The organism is Streptomyces crystallinus, assembly GCF_039521265.1.
GTDB lineage: Bacteria > Actinomycetota > Actinomycetes > Streptomycetales > Streptomycetaceae > Streptomyces > Streptomyces crystallinus.
In genome coordinates this window covers 51,371-74,616 of record NZ_BAAACA010000037.1, presented here as the reverse complement: position 1 = coordinate 74,616, position 23,246 = coordinate 51,371, and the positions used below count along the sequence as shown (strand labels likewise).

The 23,246-nt window shown below is 71.3% G+C and carries 22 protein-coding genes; 13 read left to right on the top strand and 9 right to left on the bottom strand.

Annotation, left to right across the window (positions count from 1 at the left end; translation table 11 throughout):
* The first annotated feature begins 119 nt into the window (after nt 1–119).
* The 7 genes from dacB (at nt 120) to ABD236_RS25585 (ending at nt 8,384) form a co-directional block, all read left to right on the top strand.
* Nucleotides 120–1,511, top strand: coding sequence for a D-alanyl-D-alanine carboxypeptidase/D-alanyl-D-alanine endopeptidase (gene dacB / locus ABD236_RS25615; RefSeq protein WP_344077522.1), 1,392 nt, complete (start codon nt 120–122; stop codon nt 1,509–1,511).
* A 54-nt stretch (nt 1,512–1,565) separates the two neighbouring features.
* Nucleotides 1,566–2,705: a zinc-dependent metalloprotease gene (locus tag ABD236_RS25610; protein WP_344077296.1), complete on the top strand. Its 1,140-nt coding sequence runs from the start codon at nt 1,566–1,568 to the stop codon at nt 2,703–2,705.
* Nucleotides 2,706–2,914: 209 nt separating this feature from the next.
* Nucleotides 2,915–3,976 (top strand): tRNA lysidine(34) synthetase TilS, encoded by a 1,062-nt coding sequence (gene tilS, locus ABD236_RS25605; protein WP_344077294.1) that lies wholly within the window; start codon nt 2,915–2,917, stop codon nt 3,974–3,976.
* Nucleotides 3,977–4,021: 45 nt separating this feature from the next.
* Nucleotides 4,022–4,561 carry a hypoxanthine phosphoribosyltransferase gene (hpt, locus tag ABD236_RS25600; RefSeq protein WP_067161225.1) on the top strand — a complete coding sequence of 180 codons (540 nt, stop codon included), beginning with the start codon at nt 4,022–4,024 and terminating at the stop codon, nt 4,559–4,561.
* A 181-nt stretch (nt 4,562–4,742) separates the two neighbouring features.
* The gene (gene ftsH, locus ABD236_RS25595; RefSeq protein ID WP_344077292.1) at nt 4,743–6,770 is read left to right on the top strand and encodes an ATP-dependent zinc metalloprotease FtsH; all 2,028 of its coding nucleotides are present in this window, start codon (nt 4,743–4,745) and stop codon (nt 6,768–6,770) included.
* 108 nt (nt 6,771–6,878) lie between these two features.
* Nucleotides 6,879–7,484, top strand: coding sequence for a GTP cyclohydrolase I FolE (folE, locus tag ABD236_RS25590; protein ID WP_344077290.1), 606 nt, complete (start codon nt 6,879–6,881; stop codon nt 7,482–7,484).
* 66 nt (nt 7,485–7,550) lie between these two features.
* Nucleotides 7,551–8,384 carry a hypothetical protein gene (locus ABD236_RS25585; protein WP_344077288.1) on the top strand — a complete coding sequence of 278 codons (834 nt, stop codon included), beginning with the start codon at nt 7,551–7,553 and terminating at the stop codon, nt 8,382–8,384.
* 19 nt (nt 8,385–8,403) lie between these two features.
* Here the strand turns inward: ABD236_RS25585 and ABD236_RS25580 are convergent, their stop codons facing one another.
* The 6 genes from ABD236_RS25580 to ABD236_RS25555 form a co-directional block, all read right to left on the bottom strand.
* Entirely contained in the window at nt 8,404–8,883 is a 480-nt protein-coding gene (locus tag ABD236_RS25580) for a DUF3180 domain-containing protein (protein WP_344077286.1), read from the bottom strand.
* A 49-nt stretch (nt 8,884–8,932) separates the two neighbouring features.
* Nucleotides 8,933–9,547 (bottom strand): 2-amino-4-hydroxy-6-hydroxymethyldihydropteridine diphosphokinase, encoded by a 615-nt coding sequence (gene folK / locus ABD236_RS25575; RefSeq protein ID WP_344077284.1) that lies wholly within the window; start codon nt 9,545–9,547, stop codon nt 8,933–8,935.
* Nucleotides 9,544–9,903 (bottom strand): dihydroneopterin aldolase, encoded by a 360-nt coding sequence (gene folB, locus ABD236_RS25570; RefSeq protein WP_101389407.1) that lies wholly within the window; start codon nt 9,901–9,903, stop codon nt 9,544–9,546. Before folB ends, folK begins: the two co-directional genes overlap by 4 nt.
* 207 nt (nt 9,904–10,110) lie before the next feature.
* Complete coding sequence (locus ABD236_RS25565; RefSeq protein ID WP_344077281.1) at nt 10,111–10,572, bottom strand: nuclear transport factor 2 family protein; 462 nt, start codon at nt 10,570–10,572, stop codon at nt 10,111–10,113.
* Nucleotides 10,569–11,453 (bottom strand): dihydropteroate synthase, encoded by an 885-nt coding sequence (folP, locus tag ABD236_RS25560; RefSeq protein WP_344077279.1) that lies wholly within the window; start codon nt 11,451–11,453, stop codon nt 10,569–10,571. Before folP ends, ABD236_RS25565 begins: the two co-directional genes overlap by 4 nt.
* Before the next feature lie 42 nt (nt 11,454–11,495).
* On the bottom strand, nt 11,496–11,978 hold the full coding sequence (locus tag ABD236_RS25555) for a MarR family winged helix-turn-helix transcriptional regulator (protein ID WP_425543951.1): 483 nt from the start codon (nt 11,976–11,978) through the stop codon (nt 11,496–11,498).
* 178 nt (nt 11,979–12,156) lie between these two features.
* Here ABD236_RS25555 and ABD236_RS25550 point away from each other — a divergent pair, with 178 nt between their 5' ends.
* Entirely contained in the window at nt 12,157–13,656 is a 1,500-nt protein-coding gene (locus ABD236_RS25550) for an MFS transporter (protein ID WP_425543950.1), read from the top strand.
* 117 nt (nt 13,657–13,773) lie between these two features.
* Here ABD236_RS25550 and ABD236_RS25545 read toward each other — a convergent pair whose 3' ends face one another.
* Nucleotides 13,774–15,621 carry a phosphatidylglycerol lysyltransferase domain-containing protein gene (locus ABD236_RS25545; protein WP_344077277.1) on the bottom strand — a complete coding sequence of 616 codons (1,848 nt, stop codon included), beginning with the start codon at nt 15,619–15,621 and terminating at the stop codon, nt 13,774–13,776.
* Between the two features lie 153 nt (nt 15,622–15,774).
* Between ABD236_RS25545 and ABD236_RS25540 the strand changes: the two genes are divergently transcribed.
* Nucleotides 15,775–16,887, top strand: coding sequence for an alpha/beta hydrolase (locus tag ABD236_RS25540; RefSeq protein WP_344077275.1), 1,113 nt, complete (start codon nt 15,775–15,777; stop codon nt 16,885–16,887).
* Here ABD236_RS25540 and ABD236_RS25535 read toward each other — a convergent pair.
* Nucleotides 16,874–18,037 carry an ABC transporter ATP-binding protein gene (locus tag ABD236_RS25535; RefSeq protein WP_344077272.1) on the bottom strand — a complete coding sequence of 388 codons (1,164 nt, stop codon included), beginning with the start codon at nt 18,035–18,037 and terminating at the stop codon, nt 16,874–16,876. The two genes, ABD236_RS25540 and ABD236_RS25535, sit on opposite strands and share 14 nt — an antisense overlap.
* A 176-nt stretch (nt 18,038–18,213) precedes the next feature.
* Here ABD236_RS25535 and ABD236_RS25530 point away from each other — a divergent pair, with 176 nt between their 5' ends.
* The 4 genes from ABD236_RS25530 to ABD236_RS25515 all read left to right on the top strand — a co-directional run bounded on the left by ABD236_RS25530 (nt 18,214) and on the right by ABD236_RS25515 (nt 21,759).
* Nucleotides 18,214–18,900, top strand: coding sequence for an ABC transporter permease (locus ABD236_RS25530; RefSeq protein ID WP_344077270.1), 687 nt, complete (start codon nt 18,214–18,216; stop codon nt 18,898–18,900).
* Nucleotides 18,900–19,586, top strand: coding sequence for an ABC transporter permease (locus ABD236_RS25525; protein ID WP_344077268.1), 687 nt, complete (start codon nt 18,900–18,902; stop codon nt 19,584–19,586). The genes ABD236_RS25530 and ABD236_RS25525 overlap by 1 nt, the downstream gene beginning before the upstream one ends.
* A gap of 52 nt (nt 19,587–19,638) precedes the next feature.
* A complete protein-coding gene (locus ABD236_RS25520) occupies nt 19,639–20,625 on the top strand; it encodes an ABC transporter substrate-binding protein (protein WP_344077266.1) in 987 nt (328 codons plus the stop codon).
* Nucleotides 20,626–20,721: 96 nt separating this feature from the next.
* Nucleotides 20,722–21,759, top strand: a complete 1,038-nt coding sequence (locus ABD236_RS25515) for a hypothetical protein (protein ID WP_344077264.1) — start codon at nt 20,722–20,724, stop codon at nt 21,757–21,759.
* Between the two features lie 68 nt (nt 21,760–21,827).
* Here the strand turns inward: ABD236_RS25515 and ABD236_RS25510 are convergent, their stop codons facing one another.
* On the bottom strand, nt 21,828–22,970 hold the full coding sequence (locus ABD236_RS25510; protein ID WP_101389417.1) for an NADH-quinone oxidoreductase subunit D: 1,143 nt from the start codon (nt 22,968–22,970) through the stop codon (nt 21,828–21,830).
* Nucleotides 22,971–23,246: the final 276 nt, after the last annotated feature.

The window sequence follows — 23,246 nt, the reverse complement described above, 5'->3', positions numbered from 1 at the left end:
TGACCCGGAGTGCCATGTTCGCGGCAAGACGCAGTTCTGGTGATTAAGTGTCCCTCACGCAGGTGTGTGATCGCGAAAGGGGCTGGTCCTCGGTGCCGGGACCCAAGACATGGCAGCTCATGGCGGGTGCGGCTGCGGTAGGCCTGGCGGTGGCGGCCGGAGCGGTGGCCACGGCCGGTCCCTGGGACTCGGGTCAGCGTACGGCGGAGCGCGACCGCGCAGCGGCTCACCGGCGAACAGGTGGCGCACATCACCTGAGCGCGCCCCCTCAACCAGCGCCCGCGCCCAGCGCGAGGGGCGTGCTCGCCGCGCTGAGCGCCCCCCTGAACGCCCCGGCGGAGACCGCCCTCGACCAGGCTCTCGGCCCCCTGCTGGCCGCGCCCGGCCTCGGCCCGCGCCCGGCCGCCGCGGTGTACGACACGGCCACCGGCAAGCAGCTCTACGGGCAGCGCGCGGACACCCCCATGACACCCGCCTCCACCGTCAAGATCGCCACCGCCGTCGCCGCCCTGTCGGCGCTCGGCCCCGGCCACCGCATCCCCACCACCGTCGTCGCCCCCGCCACCGGCACCGCGCTCACCCTGGTCGGCGGCGGCGACCCCACGCTCGGCGAGGACGGTCTGCGCGCGCTGGCCGACGCCACCGTCCGCGCCCTGCGCACCCGGGGTGCCACCACCGCCTCCCTCACCTACGACCTCTCCCGCTACAGCGGCCCCGAGCTGCACCCCATCGGCCCGAACGAGAACCTCGCGCCCGTCGTCGCCCTGATGACCGACGAGGGCCGCACCGACCACAGCGACAGCGGCCCCGCGCCGCGCAGCGGGGACCCGGCGGGGGACACCGCCCGCACCTTCGCCTCGCTGCTGCGCGAGCGCGGGATCACCGTGAGCGCGCCCCGGCCGGGCAAGGCCCCGCAGGGCGCGGCCGAGCTCGCCCGCACGCTCTCCGCGCCGCTGTCCGACCTGGTCGAGCGGATGCTGACCAACAGCGACAACGACCTCGCCGAGGCGCTCGCCCGGCAGACCGCGATCGCCGCCCGGCGCCCGGCCGACTTCGACGGGGCCGCCAGGGCGGTCGCCGACCGGCTCGCCGCGCTCGGGCTGCCGCAGGCCGCCGCCGCCCGGTTCGCCGACGGCAGCGGCCTCGACCGCGCCGACCGCCTCAGCGCCGGACTCCTCACCCTGCTGCTGGCCCGCGCCGCCGACCCGGCCCACCCGGAGCTGCGCCCGGTCCTCACCGGGCTGCCGGTCGCCGGGTTCACCGGCACCCTGCGCGGCCGCTACGGCGCCGCCTCGTCCGGCACCGGCCTCGTCCGCGCCAAGACCGGCACCCTCTCCGGCGTCAACGCGCTCGCGGGCACGGTCGTGGACGCCGACGGCCACCTGCTCACCTTCGCCTTCCTCGCCTCGGACACCCCCGGCCCCGACGCGGCCCAGCGCGCCCTCGACGGGCTCGCCGAGCGCCTCGCCCGCTGCGGCTGCTCGGCCGGACCGGCGGCCGCCGCCCGGTGACCGCCCGGCGTCAACCCCCCTCCCCCTCGGGGAAGGACAACGTACGGTTGACGCATGACGAGCATCGGTGGTGCCGCATCTCCTGGGATGGTCGACTGGAACCTCGCGGTGGCGACCGCGACCCGGCTGGTGAGGCCGGGCCCCGAAGTGAGCCGGGACGAGGCGCGCGCCGTCGTCTCCGAGCTGCGCGGGCACGCCAAGGCCTCGGAGGAACACGTACGGACGTTCACCCGGATGATCCCGGACAGCGTGCGGCCGGCCGACACCCCCGTCCTGGTGGTCGACCGCGCGGGCTGGGTCAAGGCCAACGTGGCGGGCTTCCGGGAGGTCCTGAAGCCGCTGCTCGACAAGATGCAGGAGCGTCGCGGCACCAGCCCCGGCGGCGCCGTGCTCGGCGCGGTCGGCGGCAAGGTCACCGGCGTCGAGCTGGGGATGCTGCTCAGCTTCCTGTCCTCGCGGGTGCTCGGCCAGTACGAGACGTTCGCGCCGCCCACCCGCGAGCTCCCGGCCGGTGAGAACGGCGGCGGGCGGCTGCTCCTGGTCGCCCCCAACATCGTCCACGTGGAGCGCGAGCTCGACGTCGACCCGCACGACTTCCGGCTCTGGGTGTGCCTGCACGAGGAGACCCACCGCACCCAGTTCACCGGAGTGCCCTGGCTGCGCGACCACCTCGAGGGCGAGATCCAGTCATTCCTGGGTGAGACCGACGTCGACCCGATGACCGTCCTGGAGCGGCTGCGCGAAGCCGCCCAGTCGCTCACCGGCAGCCGCCCCGAGGGCGAGGAGGGCGACAGCGGCCGGTCCCTGGTCGAGCTGGTGCAGACCCCCGCCCAGCGGGAGATCCTCGGCCGCCTCACCGCCGTGATGTCGCTCCTCGAGGGCCACGCCGACTTCGTGATGGACGGCGTCGGACCGCAGGTCGTGCCGTCGGTGGCGGAGATCCGCGAGAAGTTCCAGCAGCGCCGCGCCAAGGGCGCCTCCCGCCTCGACCAGGCCCTGCGCAAGCTGCTCGGCCTCGATGCCAAGCTGCGCCAGTACCGCGACGGTGAGCGGTTCGTGCGGGCCGTCGTCGACCAGGTCGGCATGGACGGCTTCAACCGGGTCTGGACCTCGCCGAACACGCTGCCCACCAAGGCGGAGATCGCCAAACCGGCGGACTGGGTCGCGCGGGTGCACCGACGGACGGAGGGCTGACCCCGCGAGCGCCGACCGCACCCACGTACCCGGGGCCCTCATCTGTCCCCCGGAAATGCGCAGGATCACCCATCCGAGGGACCGTAGGGCATGGGTAGGCGTGCAATGCTCGGGTATCGGCTCGGTTCTGTCACCATCTACGCACTCTGTGTGACCGATCTTTTCCCTCGTCCCGAGGCACCCCCCAACTTCACCGAAGGGCACCGGACATGGGTCCCCATCCTGCGGTCGCGGCGATACGCCTGGCGGTCCGCCGCGTTCTCCACGACATCCTGCGCGACGCGCTCGTCCTCAGCGACGGCCGCACCCCGCCCCCCGACACCATCCCCCGCGACATCGCGCGCGAGGGCGGCGCCGACGGCCCCCTGGTCCTCGTCGCCTGCTCCGGAGGCGCCGACTCCATGGCGCTCGCCTCCGCCCTCGCCTTCGAATCCCGCAAGCTCTCCGTCCGCGCCGGCGCCGTCACCGTCGACCACGGCCTCCAGCCCGGCTCCGACCAGCGCGCCGCCGAGGTCGCCGCCCGGCTCACCGCGATGGGGCTCGACCCGGTCGAGTCCATCGCCGTGAAGGTGGGCCGCGAGGGCGGCCCCGAGGCCGCCGCCCGGGACGCCCGCTACGCCGCCCTGGACGCCGCCGCCGAGCGCCACGGCGCCGCCGCCGTCCTGCTCGGCCACACCCGCGACGACCAGGCCGAGACGGTCCTGCTCGGCCTCGCCCGTGGCTCCGGCACCCGCTCCCTGTCCGGCATGGCCGCCGTCTCCGGCGCCCACGGCCGCTACCGCCGCCCCTTCCTCCAGCTCGACCGGCACACCGCCCGCAAGGCCTGTCTGGTCCAGTCGCTGCCCGTCTGGGACGACCCGCACAACGCCGACCCCGCCTACACCCGCTCCCGGCTGCGCCACGAGGGCCTGCCCGCCCTGGAGAAGGCGCTCGGCAAAGGCGTCGTGGAGGCGCTGGCGCGCACCGCCGAGCTCTCCCGCGACGACGCCGACGCCCTGGACGCCTGGGCCGCCGACGCCGACCCCTCGGTACGGGACGAGGCCGGCGAGCTGCTGTGCAAGAAGCTCTACGCGCTGCCCGCCGCGGTCCGCCGCCGGGTGCTGCGCAAGGCCCTCATCGACGCCGGTTCCCCCGCCGGCTCGCTCTTCGCCCGCCACGTCGAGGAGGTCGACCGCCTGATCACGGGCTGGCGCGGCCAGCGGGCCATCAACCTCCCCGGGCGCGTCGAGGCACGGCGGCAGGGTGGCAGACTGGTCATCCGGCAGAGCTGAGCTCACGTACGTACAACGAAAGTGGCCCGGGTGAACGAGAAGGACATGGGCACCGACCTCCAGTCGGTGCTCATCACCAAGGAAGAGATCGACGCCAAGCTGGCCGAGCTGGCCGCGAAGATCGACGCGGAGTACGCGGGCAAGGACCTCCTCATCGTCGGCGTCCTCAAGGGTGCCGTGATGGTCATGGCGGACCTGGCGCGCGCGCTGTCCACCCCGGTCACCATGGACTGGATGGCCGTCTCCTCCTACGGCGCGGGCACCCAGTCCTCCGGCGTCGTCCGGATCCTCAAGGACCTCGACACCGACATCAAGGGCAAGCACGTCCTGATCGTCGAGGACATCATCGACTCCGGCCTCACGCTGTCCTGGCTGCTCTCCAACCTCGGATCCCGCGAGCCCGCCTCCCTCGAGGTCTGCACGCTGCTCCGTAAGCCGGATGCCGCAAAGGTCGCGATCGACGTGAAGTGGATCGGGTTCGACATTCCGAATGAATTCGTCGTCGGTTACGGTCTCGACTACGCCGAGAAGTACCGCAATCTCCCCTTTGTCGGGACTCTCGCTCCGCACGTCTACGGCGGCTGAGCCGGGAACCCGGCCGGGAACCCAGAGCCCCCTTCCCGCGTTGGAGCTTGGGAAGGCGGGTTTGCCAGCCGTCCCTTGCGGCCGCGGGTGACAATGCTGGGGTACCGTCCGAAGAACAGTCTTTTCTCACAGCAGCATTTACCTACGGGCAGGAGGGACGGGGCGTTCTCGCTCCGTATGGATGGACGTGAAGCGATACTTCCGTGGGCCGGTCATGTGGATCGTGCTGGCCGTCCTCGCCGTGGTCGTGTTGATGCAGGTCGTCGGCTCGTCGGGCGGCTACAAGACGGTGGACACCTCCGAGGTCGTCCAGGCGATCGACAAGAACCAGGTAGAGCAGGCCAAGATCACGACCGGCGACGAGTCGGTCATCAAGGCGGAGCTCAAGGACGGCCAGAAGGTCAAGGGCGCCAGCAAGATCCAGGCGAGCTACATCGGCGACGCCCAGGGCACCAACCTGGCCAACAAGCTGCAGGGCAAGTTCGACAGCGGAGACCTGACCAAGGGCTACACGGTCTCCCCCTCGAAGCAGAACCCGATCGTGGGGATCCTGCTCTCGCTGCTCCCCTTCGTCCTCATCGTCGTCGTCTTCCTGTTCCTGATGAACCAGATGCAGGGCGGCGGCTCCCGGGTCATGAACTTCGGGAAGTCCAAGGCGAAGCTCATCACCAAGGACACCCCGAAGACCACGTTCGCGGACGTGGCCGGGGCGGATGAGGCCGTCGAGGAGCTCCACGAGATCAAGGAGTTCCTCCAGGAGCCGGCGAAGTTCCAGGCCGTCGGCGCCAAGATCCCCAAGGGCGTGCTCCTCTACGGTCCGCCCGGCACCGGCAAGACCCTCCTCGCGCGCGCCGTCGCCGGCGAGGCAGGCGTCCCCTTCTACTCGATCTCCGGCTCCGACTTCGTCGAGATGTTCGTCGGTGTCGGCGCCTCGCGTGTCCGCGACCTCTTCGAGCAGGCCAAGGCGAACGCCCCGGCGATCGTCTTCGTCGACGAGATCGACGCCGTCGGCCGGCACCGCGGCGCGGGCCTCGGCGGCGGCCACGACGAGCGCGAGCAGACGCTCAACCAGCTGCTCGTCGAGATGGACGGCTTCGACGTGAAGGGCGGCGTCATCCTGATCGCCGCCACCAACCGGCCCGACATCCTCGACCCGGCCCTCCTGCGGCCCGGCCGCTTCGACCGCCAGATCGCGGTCGACCGCCCGGACATGCAGGGCCGTCTGGAGATCCTCAAGGTCCACCAGAAGGGCAAGCCGGTCGCCCCGGACGTCGACCTCGCGGCCGTCGCCCGGCGCACCCCCGGCTTCACCGGCGCCGACCTGTCGAACGTGCTGAACGAAGCGGCGCTCCTCACGGCGCGCAGCAACCAGAAGCTGATCGACAACCACATGCTGGACGAGGCCATCGACCGCGTCGTGGCGGGCCCGCAGAAGCGGACCCGGATCATGTCCGACAAGGAGAAGAAGATCACTGCGTACCACGAGGGCGGACACGCCCTGGTCGCGGCGGCTTCCCCGAACTCGGACCCGGTCCACAAGATCACGATCCTGTCGCGCGGCCGTGCCCTCGGCTACACGATGGTCCTGCCGGACGAGGACAAGTACTCGACCACCCGCAACGAGATGCTCGACCAGCTCGCGTACATGCTGGGCGGGCGCGCGGCCGAGGAGCTCGTCTTCCACGACCCGACCACGGGCGCGGCGAACGACATCGAGAAGGCCACGGCCACCGCGCGCGCGATGGTCACGCAGTACGGCATGACCGAGCGGCTCGGCGCGATCAAGTTCGGCGGCGACAACACGGAGCCGTTCCTGGGCCGCGAGATGGCGCACCAGCGCGACTACTCGGAAGAGGTCGCGGCGCTGGTCGACGAAGAGGTCAAGAAGCTCATCGAGACCGCGCACAACGAGGCCTGGGAGATCCTCGTCGAGAACCGCGACGTCCTCGACAACCTGGTCCTCCAGCTCCTGGAGAAGGAGACGCTGGGCAAGGAGCAGATCGCCGAGATCTTCGCTCCGATCATCCGGCGCCCCGCGCGTCCGGCCTGGACGGGTTCCTCGCGGCGTACGCCGTCGACCCGCCCGCCGGTCCTCTCCCCCCGGGAGCTGGCCCTGACCAACGGCGCCACCACCGCCAACGGCTCGGCCCCGACCGACTCGGTCCCGACCGAGCAGCTCCCGGGCACGGAGGACCGCCCCGAGAGCTGACCCCCGGCTCCTCGGACCCGGAATGCACGCCGCGCCCCCCAGGTTTTAGCCTGTGGGGGCGCGGCGCTTTTCGTGCGCCGGTGCAGGAACACGAGGAACGAGGCACAGATGACCGACCCGGTGACGCTGGACGGCGTGGGCCGCATCGGCGAGTTCGACGAGAAGCGGGCCGAGAACGCCGTGCGCGAGCTCCTCATCGCGGTCGGCGAGGACCCGGACCGCGAGGGCCTGCAGGAGACGCCGGCGCGGGTGGCGCGGGCTTATCGGGAGATTCTGGCAGGGCTCCGGCAGGAACCCGAGGACGTGCTGACGACGACGTTCGACCTGGGGCACGACGAGATGGTCCTGGTGAAGGACATCGAGATCGTTTCCCTCTGCGAGCACCATCTCCTGCCGTTCCACGGGGTGGCCCACGTCGGCTACATCCCGGCTGACTCCGGCAAGATCACCGGTCTGTCGAAGCTGGCCCGTCTGGTGGACGTGTTCGCCCGTCGGCCCCAGGTCCAGGAGCGCCTGACCACGCAGATCGCCGACTCGCTCATGCGGATCCTGGAGGCGCGGGGCGCGATCGTGGTGATCGAGGCTGAGCACATGTGCATGTCGGTACGCGGCATTCGCAAGCCCGGAGCGAAGACGACCACGTCGGCGGTGCGCGGTCAGCTGCGGGACGCCTCGACCCGGGCCGAGGCGATGAGCCTGATACTGGCGCGGTAGGCCCGTTGTCAGTGGTGCCCGATACGGTCCGTGATCAGCGGAGTACTCGCTGATCCGGAGGTTTCCATGGGGTACGGGGTTCCGAGCCGCCAGACGGTGAACGTAGCCCCCGAGCTTCTGCTGGGCACTCCGGACGGCTGGGTGCATGCCCGGGACGCCGCCGGGACGGTGCTGGCGTGGACACCTGCGCGCAAGTTGTGCCGGGAACGGTTGACGATCCGGCCCGGGCGCCAGTTCGGCTACTTCGTGGGTGCCACATGCGCCGACGGTACGGTCGGCAAGAACTATGTCTCTCTCGTGGTCAACAACGAGGAGTTCGCCGCTCGGTACGCGTCGGCGGTCACCGCTGCCACCGGTCTGGCGGCGCGGGTGGAGCCCGTCACACGGCCATCGGGCTATCTGGGGAGGGACCTGCCGGGCTTTCGGGTGCGCGTCGTCTCGTCGTATCTCGCGGATCTGCTGCGGCAGTACGTCGGTGGCGACACCCACCACCTGCGTCAGCGTTTCCCGCGCGTCGTCCTGCATGACCAGGATGTGTTCGAGGGATTCCTGGACGGCTACGCCGACGGGGACGGCTGCCGCGTCCGTCGGTGGCCCGCGCGCGTCGTCGTCAGCGCCAATGTGCCGTTCCTCGCGGAGATCGCGAAGGTGGTCGGCGCACGGTTCACGCCCCGCACCGACGGCAAGGTCTCCCGTCTCGTGCTGGCTGACAGCTGGCCCGCACGCGGTACGTTCCGTGCGGAGCGGCATCCGATCGAGCTGACGGAGTCGACGTGGACCGAGGTGCGTGAAGTGCGCTCCCGGGCGGTGCCCGACAAGCCGTTCACGCTGTACGGCTTCCGGTTGGGTCCGCTGCCCACGTTCCTGGTGAACGGTCACCTCGTGCGCCAGGCGTGGTGACAGACGGCGGGAAAGCCCGCTACGCCGCCGGCGCCTTGCCCTCGTCCTCGTCCTCCGGGAGCTTGCAGACCCGTTCCAGGAAGAAGGCCGCCGCCACCACCGCGATGCCCGCCGCCACCGAGAAGCCGGCGTAGATGGCCTGGTCGCGGCGGGCCGGGATGTCCAGGGAGCGCAGCAGGAAGACGCCCGTGCCGCCGTACATCCCGGAGACCAGGGCGGCGACCAGGGCGCTGGACTGGCCGAAGACGACCGCTCGGGCCGCCATCAGCGGCTCCACGCCCTTCGCCCCGGGGCGGCGCTCGCGCTGGGCGCGCAGGCGGGAGCGGATCGACAGGGCCGTGGCGAGGAGGATGACCGCGATCACGGCCAGCACGATCGGCGCGGCCAGCGGGACGCTCGGCAGGGTGCCCAGGGAGTCCCACAGGCGGGCGCCCGCCCAGGAGAGCACTCCGGCGACGGCGAAGAGTCCCGCCAGTACGCCCAGCCGCAGTTGTTTCACCGAAGAGTGCCCTTCACTCGGAACCTACTCGCCGTCAGCAGCCTAACGACTACTCGGGCAGGCGGAGTTCCAGGTCGGCGCGGGGAAGCACGCCTTCGCGGCCGATCGTGTCGAGCAGGGTGGCCACCGGGCCGCGGCCGGGGAGCTGGGCCTGCGGGTCCACGTCCTGCCAGGGGGCGAGGACGAACGCCCGCTCGTGGGCGCGCGGGTGGGGCAGCGTCAGGACCGGGTCGTCCACGACGAGATCGGCGTAGGCAACGATGTCCACGTCGATCGTGCGCGGTCCCCAGCGCTCGTCGCGGACCCGGTCGAAGGCCTCCTCGATGGCCTGGCCGCGCTCCAGCAGGGAGGACGGCGGCAGGGTCGTCTTCACCACGACCACCGCGTTGAAGTACGACGGCTGGGAGCCCGGGGCGACGCCCCACGGCTCCGTCTCGTACACCGGGGAGACCGCCTTGACCCGCAGGCCCGGCGTGTCCTCCAGCGCGTCGATGGCGCCCTGGAGGGTCTCCAGGCGGTTGCCGAGGTTGGAGCCGAGGGAGATCACGGCGCGCTGGGGGTTGGAGAGGGTGACATCGGCCGCGTCCACCTGCTCGACCACGGAGGCGGGCACCGGCTGAACGGTCGGGTCGCTCTGCGGGCTCTTGTGGGAGAACACAGTCATACTCGGCTCCGGGTGATGGTGATGGTCACGTCGTCGAAGGGGACGGTGATCGGAGCGTCCGGCTTGTGGACGCACACCTCCACCTGCTGGACCCCCGCGTGCTTCAGGCACTGCTGGGCGATGCGCTCGGCCAGCGTCTCGATCAGGTCGACCGGCTCGCCCTGGACGACATCCACGACTTCCTCGGCCACCACTCCGTAGTGCACGGTCTTCGCCAGGTCGTCGTCGGCCGCCGCGGGGCGGGTGTCGAGGCCGAGCACCAGGTCCACGATGAAGGTCTGGCCCTCCTCGCGCTCCCGGGGGAAGACGCCATGGTGCCCGCGGGCCTTGAGGCCGCGCAGCGCGACACGATCCACGCGAATCACTCCTGCTGTCGTTGGTCGGTCGGGCACCCGCCGCGTGCGGGCGGCTCCGTACCCACCATCGAATCTACCTGCGAGCACTGACAGCGCTCGCCCACGGGGGCTATGGACAGACGGCGTCGGGACTGGTACCCGCCCCTACCCAGAGGCCCTTGGTTCAATCCTCGGAAGCACCCTCTTCAACGGCCGTAGTCCCCGGCTTTAATCCTCCGACGCCTCGTCGTCGCCCGTTTCGGCGAGGACGGGGGAGCCGTGGTGGGACCAGAGCTTCCAGCCCTCGGATGTGCGGCGGAACACATTGGTGGCGACGACCAGCTGGCCGACCAGCGGTCCGAGCTCGCCGCTCTCCTGGGCGGGGCCGCCGCTGAGGATGTTCTCGGTGCAGGTGACCACGGCGGTGTCGGTGAGGACGACGACCTTCACATCGGTAAGGAAGAACTGGATGTACTCCGTGTTCGCCATGATCAGCGCGTACGAGCGGAGCACCTCGCCACGGCCGGAGAGGACCGGCCAGCCCGGGTGGACGCAGGAGATCGAGGTGTCCCCGGCGTCGGTGGCGCTCAGCCACAGCTCGGAGAGCTCGTCGAAGTCGCCCCGCTCCAGCGTCTCGTAGAACGCGGTGTTGGCCCGCTCGACGGCCTCCACGTCGGTGCGGGCCGTCACGTGGTCGTCCCGGCGGGGCCGCCCGAGGCCTGCTCGACCGCGCGCGCGACGCGTACGGCGTCGGCCGTGGCGCGGACCTCGTGGACCCGGACCGCCCAGGCGCCCTCGTGGGCGGCGATGGCGGAGACGGCGGCCGTGGCGGCGTCCCGCTCGCGGGCGGGCGGTGGGCCGGAGCCGTCGCCGGCCAGGACGTGGCCCAGGAAGCGCTTGCGGGAGGCGGCGACGAGCAGCGGGCGGCCCAGGGCGCGCAGCTCGGCCAGGTGGGCGACGAGCGCGAGGTCGTGCTCGGCCTGCTTGGCGAAGCCGAGGCCGGGGTCGAGGACGATCCGCTCGGGCGGGATGCCGCCGGCGACGACGGCCTCCACGCGCGCGTGGAGCTCGGCGACGACCTCGCCGACCACGTCCGCGTACACCGCGCGGCTGTTCATGTCCTTGCTGAAGCCGCGCCAGTGCATCACGACGAAGGGGGCCTCGGTGGCGGCCACCACGGGGATCATGCGCGGGTCGGCGAGGCCGCCGCTGACGTCGTTGACCAGCAACGCGCCCGCGGCGACGGCCTGTTCGGCGACGGCGGCGCGCATGGTGTCCACGGAGACGGTGACGCCCTCCGCGGCGAGTCCGCGCACCACGGGCACGACCCGGCGCAGCTCCTCGTCCTCGTCGACGCGGGTCGCGCCGGGGCGGGTCGACTCCCCGCCGACGTCCACCAGGTCGGCGCCCTCGGCGACGAGGTCGAGGCCGTGCTTCACGGCGGCCGCGGTGTCGAACCAGCGGCCGCCGTCGGAGAAGGAGTCGGGCGTCACGTTGACGACGCCCATGACCGCACAGCGGTCCCACTCGGGCAGCCCGGTCACCGTGCCCCGTCGGCGCAACGTACTCATACGTCCAGCGTAGGCGTCAGCCGGTGGTCCTCGGACCAGACGTCAGCCGACGGTCCCCGGGCCCCGGCCGGAGCGGGCGCCGGGGCCGGTGAACAGGCGCCGCAGCAGTTCGTGCAGGGCGCCGCGGTCGGCGCCGGCCAGGGCGTCCAGGGCGCTGTGGGTGCCGTGCATCCCGGCCCGGACGGTCTCCACGGCCCGTACGCCCTCCTCGGTGAGCAGGACGTTCTTGACCCGGCGGTCGGTGGGGCTGGGCTCGCGGCGGACCAGGCCGCGACTCTCCAGGCGGTCCACGATGCCGGTGACGTTGGAGGCGTCGCAGTGCAGCGTGGTGGCGAGGGAGCGCATCGCGGCGGGGCCGCGGCGCAGCACGGTGAGGGCCTTGGCCTGGCTGGCGGTGAGGCCGGCCTCGGCGGCGGCGGTGGTGAAGTCGCCGTAGTAGTCCGCCAGGGAGTCCCAGAGGGCGTCCATGAGCGCGTCGTTCGTGACGGCGTCGGTCACGGCGGCCGGGCGGCTGGTTCCAGACATGGCGCCACCTTACCGCGAGAAACTTGACGATCTCAACCTTTGAGGTTTACCGTCACTCTAGTTGCTTCGGGTAATCAAGCACTTGAGGTTGTCAAGCATCGGCCGACGCCGCACCGGCGTCGCCCGAGCGCCGGCGGCCTCGGCACATCCCTCCCTACGGACTCCTACGGAAGAAACCGTGACTCCCACACATCACGTGGCGCCCACGCGCCCCACCGGCGGCCCCGCGCTCGTCCTGGTCCTCGGGCTGGCCGCCATGGTCGTCTCGATGATGCAGACCCTGGTCGTGCCGATCCTCGGCATCATCCAGAACGACCTCGGCACCTCCACCGCCAACGTCAGCTGGGTCACCACCGCGACCCTCCTCTCCGCCGCCGTCTTCACCCCGCTGCTCGGCCGCTTCGGCGACATGCACGGCAAGAAGCCCACGCTCATCGGCGTCCTGGTGCTCATGGTCGCGGGCTCGGTGCTCGCCGCCACCACCAGCTCGCTGCTGTGGCTGATCGTCGGCCGGGTCATGCAGGGCGCGGCCACCGCGATCTTCCCGCTGGCCCTCTCGGTGCTCCGTGAGGAGATCCGCCCGGAGAAGCTGCACGGCGCGATGGCGCTGGTCAGCGGCACCCTGGCGTTCGGCAGCGGTCTCGCCCTGGTGGGCGCGGGCCTGCTGACCCAGGGCGACCACCCCGACTACCACCGCGTCTTCTGGCTGGCCGCCGTGCTCGCCGTCGTCGCCCTGGTCGCCGTCGTCGCGGGTGTCCCGGCCTCGCGCCACAAGCCCGGCGGGCGCACCGACTGGCTGGGCGCCGGCACGCTGGCGGCCCTCCTGGTCCTCCTGCTGCTGCCGATCTCGCAGGGCCACGAGTGGGGCTGGACCTCGGTCCGTACGCTCGGCCTGTTCGTCGCCGCCGTCGTCATGGCCGGGGTCTGGGTCCTGGTGGAGCGCAAGGTCAAGTCGCCGATGGTGGACATGAAGATGTTCGCCCACCGCCCGGTGCTCTTCACCAACCTGGCCGGTCTGCTGCTCGGCTTCGCGATGTTCTCCCAGTTCATCGGCGTCTCGTACCTGGTGCAGATGCCGGAGAAGGTCACCGGTTACGGGTTCACCGCCTCGGTGCTGCGCGCCTCCGTCGAGTACCTGCTGCCCACCACGATCATGTCGCTGGTCGCCGCCCAGGCGGGCGGGATGCTGGTGCGCCGCATCGGCGCCCGCTTCACGCTGACGGCCGGTGCCGCGTTCGGTGTCATCGGGTTCGCCTGGCTGACCGGCGCGCACGACTCCAGCGCCTCGGTGATCCTGGCCGGCATGGTGATCGGTGTCGCCATCAGCTTCGGTTACGCGGCGATGCCGGCCCTGATCGTGGCGAGCGTCCCTCACCACCAGACGGGTATCGCCAACGGGATCAACTCGATCTCGCGGTCGGTCGGCAGTGCGATCGCCAGTGCGGTGATCACTTCGCTGCTCGCGTCGAAGACGATTCAGCATCTGCCTCCGGGGGTGCCGGCGCTGCCGCAGGAGAGCCAGTTCACGCTGAGCTTCGCGCTGGCCGGGGCCGCGTTCCTGGCCGTCGTCGTGGTCGCCCTGGTGGGCCTGCACTCCGACCGACGGCCCAAGGTCACGGAGGCCGTGGCTGCCGCCGAGGCCGAGACGGCTGCCGAGCCGGAGACTGCGTCCGCGTAAGACGAAAGGGGCCCGGGGATTTTCCCCGGGCCCCTTTTCGTCGCCTATCAGCTGCGGACCGTGCTGGGTTGCTCGCGCAGTTCCCCGCGCCCCTGAGGGGCGCCCCGGAAAAGGGAGCTACAGCGCCGCCCCCACCCTTCTCTCCGGCTCCCGGGCCGTGAGGTGGGCGCAGGGGCGCTGGCGGTGGGTGCGGCTGAAGCGGGTGAAGGGACGGGGCAGGCCCACGTTCACGAAGCCCTCCGCCTGCATCACCGCGAAGCCGATGCGCGGCAGGTCGCCGTGCGCCCGGTAGACCATGAAGCGCGGCTCCCAGCGTGGCTGGAACTTTGCGTTGAACTTGTACAGCGACTCAATCTGGAACCAGCGGGACAGGAAGACCAGCAGACCGCGCCAGAGCCGCAGCACCGGACCGGCGCCGATCTTCTCGCCGCGCGCCAGGGCCGAGCGGAACATCGCGAAGTTGAGGGAGACGTGCTCGATGCCGATCTTCGGAGCGGCCTGGAGCGCGGCTACGATCAGCAGCTCGTTCATACCGGGGTCGGCGGAGCGGTCGCGGCGCATGAGCTCCAGCGACATTCCGTCGGAACCCCAGGGGACGAAGTGAATCATGGCCTTCAGGTCGCCGTACGGGCCGGGCTCGCCCGACTCGTCGTCGGCCTTGTGGGCGGTGGCGATCACACAGTCGCCGTCGCCGGGGTCGCCGATCCGCCCGAGCGCCATGGAGAAGCCGCGCTCGGTGTCGGTGCCGCGCCAGTCCTCGGCGGCCCGCCGGACCCGGTCCAGCTCACCTACGGAGAGATCACGGACGCGCCGTACGCGGGTTTCGTAGCCATTGCGCTCGATGCGCTTGACCATCTGGCGTACGTTCCGCATGGCGCGCCCGGACAGGGAGAAATCCGCGGCGTCCACCACCGCCTCGTCGCCCAGCTCCAGGGCGTCAAGCCCGGTCTCGCGGGTCCACACCTCGCCGCCGGTCTCCGAGCAGCCGACCACGGCCGGGGTCCAGGAGTGGGCCTTGGCCTCGTCCATGAACCGCTCGATGGCGCCGGGCCAGGCCTCCACGTCGCCGATCGGGTCGCCCGAGGCGAGCATCACACCGGAGACCACGCGGTAGGTGACGGCCGCCTTGCCGCTGGGGGAGAAGACGACCGCCTTGTCGCGGCGCAGCGCGAAGTGGCCGAGCGAGTCGCGGGCGCCGTGCTTGGCGAGCAGGTCGCGCAGCTGGCGCTCGTCGTCCTCGGTGAGCCGGGCGGCCGGGTGCTCGGGGCGGAAGGCCAGGTAGATGGTGGTGATCGCGGTCAGCAGGCCGAGCGCGCCGAGCGAATAGGCGACGGTCCAGCTGGTGTCGCCGGCGTACTCGACGGGGCCCTCGAAGCCGAACAGGCCGTACATCACGTGCTGGATGCGGTCGGCGATCGACGGGTTGCCGACGACCCGGCCCGGGTGGACCGAGACGATCACCAGGCCGAGGCCCAGCGAGCCGGAGCCGAGCAGGATGAAGTTGGCCAGCGCCTTCCAGCGGCTGCGCGGGTCGGGCAGCGCGGTGAACTCGCTGCGGTGCTTGACCAGCAGGACGAGCAGCGCGATCGAGATCAGTACGCCGATGACCGAGTGCCGGTAGAGGAACTGGGCCACCGCGCCGATCGGCAGCAGCGCGACCGCGGCCCGCCAGGCCCGCCGCTTGCGCCGCTTCAGGCCGTGCGCCAGGAGCAGCAGCAGGACGCCGGTGCTGAGGGCCAGAGCCGCCGCGAAGGGGCCCGTCGTGCCGGGCAGGACCTCGGTGACGGCATGCATCCGGCTGGCGCGGAAGCGCGGGAAGATGCCGGCGGCGATGTTGAGCAGGCCGACGAACGTCGCGGCCGTGCCGACCAGTGAAGGAACCGAATCGGGGCGCGGTCCGCGGAGGACTTTGCGCGCGCCGGCCGGAACCGAACCCTTTTTGTCCCCATCTATCCTGACAGACATCGCTTCCCGTGACTCCGCGAGAGATTCTGTTGTCCGCCACAGTGACAAGGTCGCCACTGTGTTCCGGACAATTTGCGCCCTCTAGGACGGCACATCCCGGGGGCGGGTTCCCTCGGTCTCAGGAAAATCTCAGTCAGAAAGTTTCGACGACTCATGGGTCTCACGAGCAACAAGGTTCTGGCGCTCGCCGTCGTTCTGGCGGTGGTGCTGTTCGCGCTCACCATCTGGCTCTGGCCGAAGCTGGCCAACCGCAGCTGGCGAGCCGTCCTGGGCCGGATCGGCCTGCTCCTCGGCACTCAGCTGATGCTCTTCGCCTCGGTGGGCCTCGCGGCCAACAACTCCTTCCTCTTCTACGGCTCGTGGGCGGACCTGTTCGGCCAGGAGAACGGCATGGGCGTGGTCGTCGACCACTCGGCCGCGGCCAAGGACATCAAGGTCACCGGGAAGCAGAAGCCGGACACTCCCGGCGCCGGGAACCCCGCCGCGGGAGGTGAGATCCAGAAGGTGGTCGTCCAGGGCGAGCGGTCGAGAATAGCCAGCCCCGCCTACGTCTATCTGCCCCCCGAGTACTTCCAGAAGAAGTACGAGAAGCAGAAGTTCCCGGCGGCCGTGGTGCTCACCGGCTACCCGGGCACCGCGGAGAACCTGATCAAAGGGCTGAGGTACCCGAAGACGGCGTGGGCGCAGGTCAAGCAGAAGAAGGCGCAGCCCATGATCCTCGTGATGATGCGCCCGACGGTGGCGCCGCCGCGGGACACCGAGTGCGTGGACATCCCGGGCGGGCCGCAGACCGAGACCTTCTTCGCCAAGGACCTCCCCAAGGCCGTCTCCGAGACCTACCGGGTCGGCACCAAGCCGCAGAACTGGGGCTTCATCGGGAACTCCACCGGCGGCTACTGCGCCCTGAAGATCGGCATCCACCACCCGGAGACCTTCGGCGCCAGCGCCGGTCTCTCGGCGTACTACAAGGCCGCCAGCGACCCGACCACCGGCGATCTCTTCCACGGCGACAAGGCCGCGCGGAATCGTTCCAACCTGCTGTGGTCGCTCGACCACGTGGCGCCGGCCAAGTCCTCGTTCCTGGTCACCAGCTCCAAGTCGGGCGAGGACAACCTCAAGCCGACGCTGAAGTTCATCGAGAAGGTGAAGTCGCCCGCACGCGTCTCGTCGATCACGCTCGACAGCGGCGGGCACAACTTCAACACCTGGCGGCGGGAGATCCCGCCGGTCCTGGAGTGGATCAGCAGCCGCCTCAGCGCGAACTGACCGTCTCCACCTCCACCTCGGTACGGGGCACGGCCTGGGCGTCCGCGTCGATCGAGCGGCGCAGCGCCTCGTGCAGCCGCGCCGGGGTGAGCACCCCGAGGAAGCGGCCGGCCCCCTCGGGGTCGATGACCGCGATCCACCCCGCGTCGTGCTGGAGCATCGTGGCGAACGCCTGCTTGAGCGAGGCGCCCAGCGGAAGCCAGGCCTCCATGCGGCGGGCGTGCTCGCGCACGGTCGCCTTGCGGGCACCCTCGCCCGTGAGCGCGGCCCTCTCGGCGGAGATCCAGCCGTGCAGATCCCCGGCGCCGTCCAGGACCACCGCCCAGGGGGCGCCGAGGTCGCGCGGGAGCGGGTCGTCGAGCCGCACCACCGGCGGCTGCTCCAGGTCGCCCTCCTCGATGGGCGTCACCGAGAGGCGCTTGAGGCCCCGGTCGGCGCCGACGAAGTCCGCGACATAGGGGGTCGCGGGGGCGCCGAGGACCGCCGCGGGGGCGTCCAGCTGCTCGATGCGCCCCTGTCCGTACACCGCGATGCGGTCGCCGAGGCGGACCGCCTCCTCGATGTCGTGGGTGACGAACAGGACCGTCTTGCGCACCTGTGACTGGAGCTTGAGGAACTCGTTCTGGAGCCGCTCGCGCACCACCGGGTCGACCGCGCCGAACGGCTCGTCCATCAGGAGCACCGGCGGGTCCGCCGCCAGCGCCCGGGCCACGCCCACCCGCTGGCGCTGGCCGCCGGAGAGCTGCTCGGGGTAGCGCGCCCCGTGGACCTTGGGGTCCAGGCCCACCAGGTCGAGCAGCTCGGCCGCGCGCTCACGGGCCTTGGCGCGCTTGACGCCGAGCAGATGCGGGACGGTCGCGGTGTTCTCCAGGACCGTCTTGTGCGGGAAGAGCCCGACCTGCTGGATCACATAGCCGATACGGCGCCGCAGTTGGACCGGATCGACGGTGGATATGTCCTCGCCGTCCAGGAATATCCGGCCTTCACTAGGCTCGATCAGCCGGTTCACCATCTTCATGGTGGTGGTCTTGCCGCAGCCGGACGGCCCGACGAGCGTGACCAGTTCCCCCTCGGCCACCTCGAAGGAGAGGTCGTCGACGGCGGTGGTGCCGTCGGCGTACCGCTTGGTGACGTGCTCGAATCGGATCATGGTTCCCCATTGTGGCCGGTGGTGAGCGTGGCTGTGTGAACCCCATGTTGCCGCCCTGTGTTCGATGCGGGGATCCGCCCACCGGCCCTCGGTGATTGTCAGTGGCGGGGGTTAGGGTCGCCAGACAGACGTTCGGTCGGGGACTTCAAGGGGATCCGGCGGGGGAGGTGGGGACGGTGACCGCGCAGAACTGCCTGGTGCGCAACGACTGGATCTGCTGGGAGTACGTGCGCTCCCGCAGCCAGGAGCTGACCGACGCCACGGTCCAGCACGTCTGGATCACGGCGGTCTCGGTGCTGATCGGGCTGCTGGTCGCCTTCCCGCTCGCGCTGCTCGCGCGCGGCCGCCGGTCGGTGGCGGGCGCGGTCCTCACCCTGACGACCGTGCTCTACACGGTTCCGTCGCTGGCGATGTTCTCGCTGCTGCTGCCGGTGTTCGGGCTCTCCGCCTCACTGGTGGTCACCGGCCTGGTGCTCTATTCGCTGACGATCCTGGTGCGGAACATCCTGGCGGGCCTCGAAGCCGTGCCCGCCGAAGTGCGCGAGGCGGCCCGGGGGATGGGGTACGGACGGATCCGGCTGCTGTTCGAGGTGGAGCTGCCGCTGGCGCTGCCCGCGCTGCTGGCCGGGGTGCGCATCGCGACGGTCTCGACGGTGGCGCTGACCACGGTCGGCTCGGTGGTCGGCAAGGGTGGCCTGGGCAACCTCATAGGCGACGGCGTGCAGTCCACGTTCAAGGCGCAGGTGCTCACCGCCTCGGTGCTGTGCGTGCTGCTCGCGCTCGTGGCGGACCTGCTGCTGCTCGGTCTCCAGCGGCTGCTCACGCCCTGGACACGCATACGGACGACGGCGGGGGCGCGCTGATGGGGGTCATGGCGGACGCCTGGACCTGGCTGACGACGGGGTCCAACTGGTCGGGCGAGGACGGCGCCTGGCACCGGCTGGCCGAGCACGCCTATGTGAGCGGCGTCGCGCTCCTGGTGGCCTGCGCGATCGCGCTGCCGCTCGCGCTGTGGCTCGGCCACATCGGGCGGGGCGGGGCGCTCGCGGTCAACATCTCCAACGTGGGGCGCGCGGTGCCGGTGTTCGCGGTGCTCGCCCTCTTGATGCTCACCCCGCTGCGCAAGGCGGGGTACGCGCCGACGATCATCGCGCTGGTGCTCTTCGCGGTGCCGCCGCTGCTGACCAACGCGTATGTGGGCATGCGCGAGGTGGACCGGTCGGTGGTGGAGGCGGCGCGCGGGATGGGGATGTCGGGCGGCCAGCTGTTCGCCCGGGTGGAGCTGCCGCTCGCGTACCCGCTGATCATGATCGGGGTGCGGTCGGCCGCGGTGCAGGTGGTGGCGACCGCGACGATCGCCTCCATGGTGGGGCTCGGCGGCCTCGGCCGGATCATCACGGCCGGCTTCGCCACGTACGACACACCGCAGGTGGTCGCGGGGGCGATCCTCGCCGCGCTGCTCGCGTTGCTGGTCGAGGGCGTGCTGGTGCTGGCCGACCGGCTGTTCAGCCCGCTGCGCCACCGCCGCGCACTGGGCACGGCCCGGTGACTCCTTTTCGTAATCGCCTTCGTAATCGCCGACTCTCGGATGGTGGACGTTCATGAGCAAGATCCTGCGCACGGCCGGTGCGGTGCTGGGCACGCTGGCGCTGGCGGGCTCGCTGGCCGCGTGCGGCGGCGACAGCCTGGAGAAGGACAAGGACAAGGGCAGTAGTGGCGGGGCGAGCAGCGCCGGGGACGGCAAGAAGGGCTCGCTGACCGTCGGCGCCGCCGGCTTCACCGAGTCCGCCGTCCTCGCCGAGCTCTACTCCCAGATCCTGCGCGACGCCGGATACGGCACCTCGATCACCACGGTGAAGAACCGCGAGCTGTACGAACCCGCGCTGGAGAAGGGCGAGATCGACGTCGTTCCGGAATACGCGGCTACGCTTACCGAATTCCTCAACGCCAAGGTGAACGGCGAGAAGGCGAAGGACAAGCCGCTCGCCTCCAGCGACCCCGCGGCCACGGTCGCCGCGCTCACCGAGCTCGCCGGGCCGCGCGGTCTGAAGGTGCTCCCGGCGGGCGCGGCCGTCGACCAGAACGCGTTCGCGGTGACCAAGGAATTCGCCGCCGAGAACCACCTCAAGACGCTTTCCGATCTGGGGAAGTCGAAGGTCAAGGTCAAGATCGCGGCGGGCGACGAGTGCCGGGTCCGCCCCTTCTGCGCCCCGGGCCTGAAGTCCACGTACGGCATCGAGGTCGGCGGGATCGACCCCAAGGGCGTCGGCACCCCGCAGGCCAAGCAGGCGGTCAAGGACGGTGTGGACCAGCTGGTGCTGACCACCACGACCGACGCCACCCTGGAGCAGTACGGACTGGTGCTCCTGGAGGACGACAAGAAGCTCCAGAACGCGGACAACGTCCTTCCCGTGGTCAATGCGAAGGAAGCGGGCGGCCAGGAGATAGCCGACGCGCTCGCGAAGCTCACCAAGGCGCTGACGACGAGTGATCTCGTCGAACTGAACCGCAAGGTGGACGCGGAGCGGGCGAAGCCGGCCGACGTCGCGAAGGACTATCTCCGGTCGAAGGGACTGATCAAGAAGTAGCGAAAGCGGCGGCCCGCGGAAGGCGGTTGCGAGAAGATTCGGGAGATTGGCGGGCTGGGGCTCCATTGGGCGTCTACGCACGGTAAATTTCAGGCCATGCCACGTGGACGCCACCGCCATTCCCCTCCTCTGCACAGGCTCCTTTCGCCGTCGGCCGTCGCGGGCGCCGCGGTCTTCTGCGCCGGTGGCGCCTGGCTGTTCGACCAGCCCCTGGCCCTGCGCGGCCTTGCCGCCGCCGCGGCGGCGGCCGCCGTCACCGGCTCCGTGCTGATGCGCGGCTGGGACCGGGCCGCCGGGCGCCGGGTCGCCGAGCTGACCCGCTCGCGCGCCGCCGACCAGTGGCGCACCGAGGAGCGGATCGCCGAACTGGAGGCGGATCTGGAGGAGTCGCGCGAGCTGCGCGGCCGACTGGACGCCAAGCTGCGCGCCAAGCGCATGGAGCTGGCCGGGCTGCGCGGCGAACACGCGGCCCTGCTGCGGCGGTACGCGACGGCGGAGACCGAGCGGGCGAGCGCCCTGGAGGGCCGCCGCAAGCTCGCCCTGGAGGCGGGCGCCCCCAAGGCGCTGCCGGCCGCGGCCAGTACGCCGACGCCCGCGGCCTACGCGGCGGCCTCCAAGGCACTGGAGAACCTGCCGTACGCACGCCGCGCCCAGCAGGCGCGCAGCGCCGCGGCCGCGGTGGAACAGGCCCGCGAGGCGGCTCGCGCGGCGACCGCCCCCCAGCAGTCCGCCGAGACGAGGGCACCGGCTCCGCGCCCGGCCGAGGAGGCGCGCGAGCAGCAGGGGAAGCGCTCGGCGGCCGCCGGGAGCGGGGAGCACGTCCGCCCGTCGTCCGCCGCACTTCCCGCGCTTCCCGCCGCGCCGAAGCCGGTCGCGGCGGCGGTGGTTCCGCACGTCGCCCGTCCCGCCGCCCGCCCCGAGGGCAGCTTCGACTTCTTCGGCACCGCCGCGGAGAAGGAGGCCGCGATAGAGGCCGCCGCGGGGGAGGACCTGGCCGACGTGGTCGGCGAGGAGGTGCTGGCCGAGCGCCCGCAGACCGGCCCCGAGCGGGTGGTGGGCAAGGTCATCGACCTGACGGCGCACGACGAGACGGAGCAGCTGGACGTGGTGGTGCTGCGGACGGCGATCTCCTAGAGACCACGAAAAAGGGGCCCCGCGCACACCCGCGGGGCCCCTTTTTCGTACGTCCGGCGGTCCGCCCGCTACTTGTCGATGTCGCCGACGACGAAGAAGAGCGAGCCGAGGATGGCGACCATGTCGGCGACCAGGGTGCCGGGCAGCAGCTCGGTGAGGGCCTGGATGTTGTTGTACGAGGCCGAGCGGAGCTTGAGCCGGTACGGGGTCTTCTCGCCCTTGCTGACGAGGTAGTACCCGTTGATGCCCAGCGGGTTCTCGGTCCAGGCGTAGGTGTGGCCCTCGGGGGCCTTGAGGACCTTCGGCAGCCGCTGGTTGATCGGCCCGGGCGGCAGCTCGGCGAGCCGGTCCAGACAGGCGTCGGCGAGCTCCAGGGCGTTGTGGGTCTGTTCGAGCAGCACCTCGAAGCGGGCCAGGCAGTCGCCCTCGGTGCGGGTGACGACCCGCAGGGTGTCCTGGAGCTCGCCGTACGCGAGGTACGGCTCGTCGCGGCGCAGGTCGAAGTCGACGCCGGAGCCGCGGGCGATGGGGCCGCTGACGCCGTACGCGTGCACGGCCTCCTGGGACAGTACGCCGACGCCGCGGGTGCGGCCGCGGAAGATCTCGTTGCCGAGGACGAGCCGGTCGTACACGTCCATCCGCGAGTTGGCGGCGGCGACGGCCTCGCGGACGCGGCCGAGCCAGCCGAGCGGGAGGTCTTCCTTGAGGCCGCCGACGCGGTTGAACATGTAGTGCATCCGCCCGCCGGAGACCTCCTCCATCACATGCTGGAGCTCTTCGCGCTCGCGGAAGGCGTGGAAGATCGGGGTGATTCCGCCCAGTTCGAGGGGGTACGAGCCGAGGAACATCAGATGGTTGAGCGCGCGGTTCAGCTCGGCGAGGAGCGTACGGGTCCACACCGCGCGCTCGGGGACCTCCATGCCGAGCATGCGCTCCACGGCCATGACGACGCCGAGCTCGTTGGAGAACGCGGAGAGCCAGTCGTGGCGGTTGGCGAGCATGACGATCTGGCGGTAGTCGCGCGCCTCGAAGAGCTTCTCGGCGCCCCGGTGCATATAGCCGACGACCGGTTCGGCGTGCTGGATGCGTTCGCCGTCGAGGACGAGGCGCAGGCGGAGGACGCCGTGGGTGGAGGGGTGCTGGGGGCCGATGTTGAGCACCATGTCGGTGCTCTCCGCCGCGCCGCCGATGCCGACCGTGGTCTCCGTCATGGGCGACAGTATCCCCGGCCGGGGGAGGTTTTCCCCACCCCACCCCACCCCTTCCCGCTGTGACACTTGCGGCACCGCCGCGGGGCCTCCGGGGGGGGTGTGAGGGCGGCTTCACCCGGGGCTTCGCCCCCGGCCCCGCTTTTGCCTGTGCACCGGGCTGGGCTGGCCGCGCAGTTCCCCGCGCCCCTGGGTAGTCATTCGTCTGCGGGCCGTGGCCGCTTCTCGCGCAGTTCCCCGCGCCCCTGAAGGCCTGTGGCTGAGCTGGGTTCTCCGGCT